At 44.7% G+C, this 1,235-nt stretch carries 1 protein-coding gene; it reads left to right on the forward strand.

Going from position 1 to position 1,235, the window contains the following annotated elements; translation table 11 throughout:
• Positions 1-66: 66 nt before the first annotated feature.
• A protein-coding gene (locus A3773_RS16760) for an IS3 family transposase (RefSeq protein WP_156473564.1) occupies positions 67-1,226 on the forward strand; the annotation gives its coding sequence in 2 pieces (ribosomal slippage) (positions 67-316 and positions 316-1,226; 1,161 coding nt in all).
• Positions 1,227-1,235 lie beyond the last annotated feature (9 nt).

Genomic DNA, 1,235 nt, shown 5'->3' on the forward strand with positions numbered 1-1,235 from the left:
TGTTCTGGTTGAATACACCGGACACTTTAATAAGAGACAATAACCGTCAATCATTGGAGTGTCGTCATGGGTCAGAAACGCAGTTACAAGCAATACCCACAAGAATTTAAAGAAGAGGCTGTTGCGCTCGTTAAGGAACAAGGCTATTCAGTACCAGAGGCCGCGAAATCACTGGGAATCGCTAGTAATGTTTTGTATCGCTGGAAAGATAAAGTTGAGCAGCAAAGACAAAGGGAAGACCTAGCTGAGGATGAGCGATCTGAACTGCAGCGCCTACGCAAAGAAAACAAAGAGCTGCGCATGGAGAAAGAGATTTTAAAAAAGGCCAGTGCCTTCTTTGCCAAAGAAATGAAGTGAAGTACCGCTTCATTCAGGAAAATTCCGGCCTCTATCCCGTGCGGATAATATGTCAGGTAATGAGGGTTAGTAGGTCGGCCTTCTATGCGTGGAAGGCGCGTTCTACACAAATAATTACGGCAGAAGAGCTGCATCTATATCGCAGAACTAAAGTTTTATTTACTGCGAGTCGTGAGAGTCTGGGCAGCCGTGAGCTCGCTAAGAAGCTACGTGCTGAAGGTTTTATTATTACTCGCTACCGAGTGATGAACATCATGCAAAAGCTCAAGCTGACCGTTAAGCAAAGGGTAGCTTACAAAGTAACTACAAAACGTAAACACGGCGATGCTGTAGCGGATAATTTTCTGAATCAGAATTTCAATCCTGTCGATAAGAATCAAGTATGGGCTGGGGACATTACCTATCTGAAAACAGCAGAAGGATGGTTATATTTAGCGGTTGTTATGGACTTGCACTCCCGTCGTATCGTTGGCTGGGCCATAGATAAGCGAATGACTACCAGTTTAATTAGCCGAGCAATGATCAAGGCATACAACGTTAGGCGGCCGCCTAAAGGACTTGTCTTTCATAGTGACCGAGGGTCGCAGTACACCAGTAAGCGCTATCGTGCGCTACTTCAGGGATACGGCATCCGGGCTTCAATGGGTGATGTGGGTGCATGCTGGGATAATGCGGTCGTTGAGCGTTTTTTTGGTAGTTTGAAGCATGACTGGATATTTAAAACCCATCAACCAAGTCGTAACCATATGAAACGTGATGTGGCGGCTTATATGAAATATTACAATTTGGACCGGCTTCACTCATCTAACGATGATTTATCGCCGATTCAATATGAAAACTTAGCAAGTTTAAGTGTCCGGAATTGTTGACCAGAACAG

Origin of the sequence: Neptuniibacter pectenicola, from assembly GCF_001597735.1 — a bacterium.
Lineage (GTDB): Bacteria > Pseudomonadota > Gammaproteobacteria > Pseudomonadales > Balneatricaceae > Neptuniibacter > Neptuniibacter pectenicola.